4 protein-coding genes and 1 tRNA gene are annotated in these 4,895 nt (G+C 47.2%); 4 read left to right on the forward strand and 1 reads right to left on the reverse strand.

Features of this window, described 5'->3' with window-relative positions:
• Positions 1 to 125 precede the first annotated feature (125 nt).
• Together EWV84_RS12960 and EWV84_RS12965 are read left to right on the forward strand one after the other, a co-directional pair.
• Positions 126 to 1,175 carry an iron uptake porin gene (locus EWV84_RS12960; protein ID WP_416361027.1) on the forward strand — a complete coding sequence of 350 codons (1,050 nt, stop codon included), beginning with the start codon at positions 126 to 128 and terminating at the stop codon, positions 1,173 to 1,175.
• Between the two features lie 187 nt (positions 1,176 to 1,362).
• On the forward strand, positions 1,363 to 2,286 hold the full coding sequence (locus EWV84_RS12965; RefSeq protein WP_287078310.1) for a TauD/TfdA dioxygenase family protein: 924 nt from the start codon (positions 1,363 to 1,365) through the stop codon (positions 2,284 to 2,286).
• 351 nt (positions 2,287 to 2,637) lie between these two features.
• On the opposite strand, the gene EWV84_RS12970 is transcribed toward EWV84_RS12965, so the two are convergent.
• On the reverse strand, positions 2,638 to 3,693 hold the full coding sequence (locus EWV84_RS12970; protein ID WP_287078311.1) for an ABC transporter ATP-binding protein: 1,056 nt from the start codon (positions 3,691 to 3,693) through the stop codon (positions 2,638 to 2,640).
• A gap of 123 nt (positions 3,694 to 3,816) precedes the next feature.
• Between EWV84_RS12970 and EWV84_RS12975 the strand changes: the two genes are divergently transcribed.
• Together EWV84_RS12975 and EWV84_RS12980 are read left to right on the forward strand one after the other, a co-directional pair.
• A complete protein-coding gene (locus tag EWV84_RS12975; RefSeq protein ID WP_287078312.1) occupies positions 3,817 to 4,497 on the forward strand; it encodes a nucleoside phosphorylase-I family protein in 681 nt (226 codons plus the stop codon).
• A gap of 54 nt (positions 4,498 to 4,551) precedes the next feature.
• A tRNA-Leu gene (locus tag EWV84_RS12980) sits at positions 4,552 to 4,633 on the forward strand.
• Positions 4,634 to 4,895 lie beyond the last annotated feature (262 nt).

Here is a 4,895-nt window from a genome sequence, read left to right on the forward strand (position 1 = left end):
TTCTGACTTTATCTGTGTGGGAATTTTCTTAACTCCTTCAACCAAACCCTTTACTACACAAGGATTTTAACCTTTTTTGTCCTCGATCGCTTTTTTATTTAAGCGAACGGTGAGTAATCTTTGCCCTGACCGACGCGTTCCAAGGTTCGATACAGGGAAGTAACCTTGTGTTTCAAGATCGGGTTCGTCTATCCTTGGAGTCTAGCTTTACTGGAAAAGACCTCTTAACCGTCCGATTGGCGGCCAGTAGTACGACCCGATTGCAACTCCCCGGATTCCCCAATAACGCCCAGGGCAACCAAACCTTTAACCTCCCGGCGGGGAACGGCAACGATATCGTCCTCGACTGGCTCGCCTACGAGTTTCCCGTGGGCGATCTGTACGTCTATCTCCCGGCCTATAGCGGTCGCTGGTGGGATTTCGCCCCGACCCTCAACCCCGTGATCGGGGGAGGGACGAACGGCCGGAAAGCCCTCAGTATCTTCGCCCAATTCAATCCCGTCTACACCCTCGGCGGGGGTTCGGGAGTCGGTCTAAATTACAACGTCGGCAAACAGTTTACCATTAGCGCCGGCTATCTGGCGGGAGACGATACATCGGGAAACCCCAATCCGGGAAACGGTTTATTTAACGGGGAATATAACACCCTGTTCCAACTAGCTTGGTTGCCCGGCACGAACGCGGGTATTGCGCTCACCTACGTCCACGCTTATCAACCGGACGGACCTCTCTTCGACTTCGGCACGGGAGGGGCGAAAATCGGTACGGCTCCCGCGAACGCGCCCTTTAACGGGCCGGTTTCCTCGAACTCCTACGGGGCCTCGGGTTTCTTCCAGTTTAACCCCTACGTGATTCTTAACGGTTTCTTCGGTTACACCAACGCCCGAAGGACTAGCGGTTCCGGTAGTGCCGATATCTGGTACTATGCGCTAGGACTCGGCTTTCCCGATCTGGGGAAAGAGGGGAATTTAGGCGGTCTCGTGGTGGGCGCAGAGCCGTATCGGGGAGATACTAGCCCGAACGATCTCTCGCTCCATCTGGAGGCGTTTTATAAGTACCAAGTGACAAAGAATATCTCGATCACGCCGGGGGTGATCTGGATCACTGCGCCTAACCAGGATGCGGGAAATCCCGACGGGATCATCGGGACAGTCAGAACCACGTTTACTTTCTAAAAGAGATCCCGTTATAGCCCTTTTCACGTTAGTGAGGTATCGACAAGTTTTGCAAACAAAGGGTTTGAGCTCCTTGCCCATACCTCATTCTGATGAAAACTCCTATATCACCACATTTGCTCTTGCATTTTTCGTATTTAAGTCACCGATCTGAGACGGTGAGAACTAGGAACTGGAGGATAAATCTATGGGTTTCAACTATTTCAATATTCAACCGATCGCCGGGCGAATTGGAGCCGAGATCGTTGGCATCGATCTGAGTCAAAATCCGAGCGATGATCTAATCGCGGAGATCCGTAAAGCGTTGATTCAATACAAAGTTATTTTTTTTCGACAACAAACCTTAGACGAAAAGGGTCACATCGCTTTTGCCCGTCGTTTTGGCGAGTTGACGAAAGCTCACCCCACTGTACCGGGTTACTTAACGGATTACCCTGAAATTTTCGATTTAGATTATCGGCGACACCATGCCTATACGGATCTTTGGCATACCGACGTTACCTTTGTAGAACGACCACCATTAGGCTCGATTTTACGTGCGGTTATTATTCCGCAATATGGAGGGGATACGATGTGGGCTAATACGGTGACAGCCTATGAAGATTTGCCAACCCATTTGAAAGCCTTAGCTGAGCACCTGTGGGTTGTTCATACCAATCACTCGGATTATGCCGCTTCTACGGTTGAGATTTCCCAATCCAAAAGGGATTACGCCAAGGTTTTCCAATCGACAATTTATGAGGCTATCCATCCGGCGGTGCGCGTTCATCCTGAATCCGGTGAGCGATCACTGGTGTTAGGGTCCTTCGCCCGTCGTATTAAAGGACTTTCTTCAGAGGATTCTTTCGATACCCTAAAACTTTTGCAATCCTACGTCACTCGTCCGGAAAACACGGTACGTTGGCGTTGGCAAGTGGGGGATATCGCTTTTTGGGATAATCGTTCTACCCAGCATTACGCAATTGCGGACTATGGTGATCGCCCCCGTCGGGTGCAACGAATCACCATCGTGGGCGATGTTCCGGTCAGTATTGACGGACAGCGTGGTGGTGTGGTTACGGGAGACGTTAGCGATTATATTCCCGTTTCCCAAAAGAAAGACAGCGCTTGACTAACCTGCATTATTCATGAACCAAAAAACAAGGAACCCGAAAAACTGGATTTACATCCAGTTTTTTTTGGGGGTTAAATAAGTAAGTAAAAATCCTTAATCAACCGCACAAAATTAACAATTAAAGCCTAAAAAAGCGACTAAAATTGTCATTTAGATACAATAATACTAGGAAGGCTTGGCTTTAAGAAAAAATTAATTGAACTCCACTGGAAAGCGGAAAAAGATTAAATATTCTGGGACTTTACTCGGTGGGAGTGAGTTTTGACTATGGACTGATTATCTATTCCCTCTTTTGCCTTTTGCCTCTCCTCATAACTAGCCTATACTCAACGGATTTAGTATCAGTTATCAGTCGGCAAATACACGAACGCTATCGGGAATAATCGATAGTTTTACCTTTGTACCGATGTCTAATTGGGTGTTAATCGTTGTTCTAGCGTGGATTTGGCTGCCGGTGGCCGTTAGCAGGCAATAACGGTATTCCCTCCCCAAAAATTGGCGATCGCAAATAACTAGCTCTCCCGTCTCATCCGGCTTAATTTTGACATCTTCCTCTCTGAGCATCAATTCCCCTTTGTCCAAATCTTGACCATCGGCAATTTCCCAGACTCCTATCTCGGTTTGCCATTGTTCCCCCTCCCGTCTAGCGGGGAGAAAATTCGCTTGGGTGACAAACTCGGCCACAAATCGCGAGGCCGGATGACTATAAATTGCTTCGGGATTGTTAATTTGTTCTAATTTTCCTTGACAAATGACTGCAATTGTGTCACTGATCACCATTGCTTCCTCCCGGTCGTGGGTGACAAAAATGGCCGAGATACCGGTCGCTTTCAGGATATGACGGATCTCGTGCCGTAACCGTTGCCGTACCTGCACATCGAGATTACTTAAAGGTTCATCTAAGAGGATTAAAGAGGGTTTTGGGGCTAAAGCGCGGGCGAGGGCGACTCTTTGCTGTTGTCCTCCCGATAGCTGATGGGGATAACGTTTTTCTAGTCCTTGCAGTCCGACTAAATCCAAAGTTTCCGCCACCCTAGCGTTAATAGCTTTGCTCGATAATTTCTCCCCAGAATTTTTTAACCCGAAGGCGATATTTTCAGCAATGGTTAAATGGGGAAAAAGAGCGTAATCCTGAAAAACCATGCCCGTATTGCGTTTTTCCGGGGGAATAAAGGTTTTTTCGTCGGCAACTATTCGCCCTCCCAATTCAATCACTCCTTGAGATGGTTTTTCAAATCCCGCAATCATCCGGAGTAGAGTGGTTTTACCGCAGCCCGACGGGCCCAATAATCCGAGAATTTCGCCCTCTGTTAAACTAAAACTGATATTATCGACAGCTAGATTAGTAGAAGCGGGAAAACGCTTGTTAACCTCGGATAAACGCAGAATGACAGACTTTTTCATGGTGGGAAAGACAATCGCCCAGTCGGTGGCAGGGCCATTTACTTAAGAATTATTCCTAATTAGTTCACTATTATTGTTTATAACATCTCAATGGACTAATTAGGAAACTTTCTCAAAAATTTCATGCTCACACCTGAAGATATTATTCTCGTTCCCCGGGGGGCCGAGCATAGCTCAATCCGTCGAGGATTAAGAAACATCGGCGATTTAGCCCCGCAAATTATCCCGATTAACCTTGGCGCTCCAGAATTCCTCGACAGTTCCCCAGTCTCTAAGCTATCTCTAGAATTTCTTAATAAGCTCAAAGGAAAAATTGTGCTGATGGGATTAGCGGGCAGTCTCAGCGATCGCTATCGAGTCGGAGATGGGGTAATCTATCAAGGTTGTGGCCTAGAAAAGGGGAATTATTGGCAGTGCGAACCAGAAATAACCGCAGAAATCGCCCAATTAACCGGATATAGCCTCGTTAAAGGTTTAACCAGCGATCGCCTGATTAGCCAGTCCGAGGAAAAACGACGTTTAGGACAGGGGGGCTATGAGGTGGTCGATATGGAAGGAGCAAGGATTTTAGAGGCTTTATCGGGGCAAAAAGTGGCAATTGTGCGCGTGATTAGCGACGAGGTGACGCAGGATTTACCCGATTTAGCCCCGGCAATTGATAATCAAGGTCAGCTGCTACCATTGCCCCTAGCTCGACAAATGTTAATCCGTCCCATCCCGGCCTTCCATTTGATTCAAGGTTCCCTAAAAGGTTTATCCGTACTAACTCAGGTGGTGCGAAAGTTGTGCGGCAGTAATTTTTAAAAGTTGCTTGCAGATTATTTTTTTTCTGTGCTATACTGGTTAAGCTAAAATCAAGCGGATGTGGTGGAACTGGTAGACACGCACGTTTGAGGGGCGTGTGGCTTACGCCTTGCGAGTTCGAGTCTCGCCATCCGCATAGACTTTTATCTGCCCTCTGACAAGAATTGCCCTTGTTACCTTGAATGTCGGCAGGATGCCCCCGTTACACCCGTAGGGTTAGCGGTAGGGCTGTTTCATTCTCCCATCAGAATATCAAAAGTAAAAGCGATCACTGTCTTTGTAAAATGAGAAGTGACCGCCAACTTTTTAAACATATGTTGAGCTTAATAGAAAAACTGAAACAAGTCAAGGACTTTCGGAAAGATAAAGGAAAAAGACACCCTTTATGGATAGTATTA

The sequence above is a fragment of the Microcystis sp. M_QC_C_20170808_M3Col genome (assembly GCF_007095505.1).
Lineage (GTDB): Bacteria > Cyanobacteriota > Cyanobacteriia > Cyanobacteriales > Microcystaceae > Microcystis.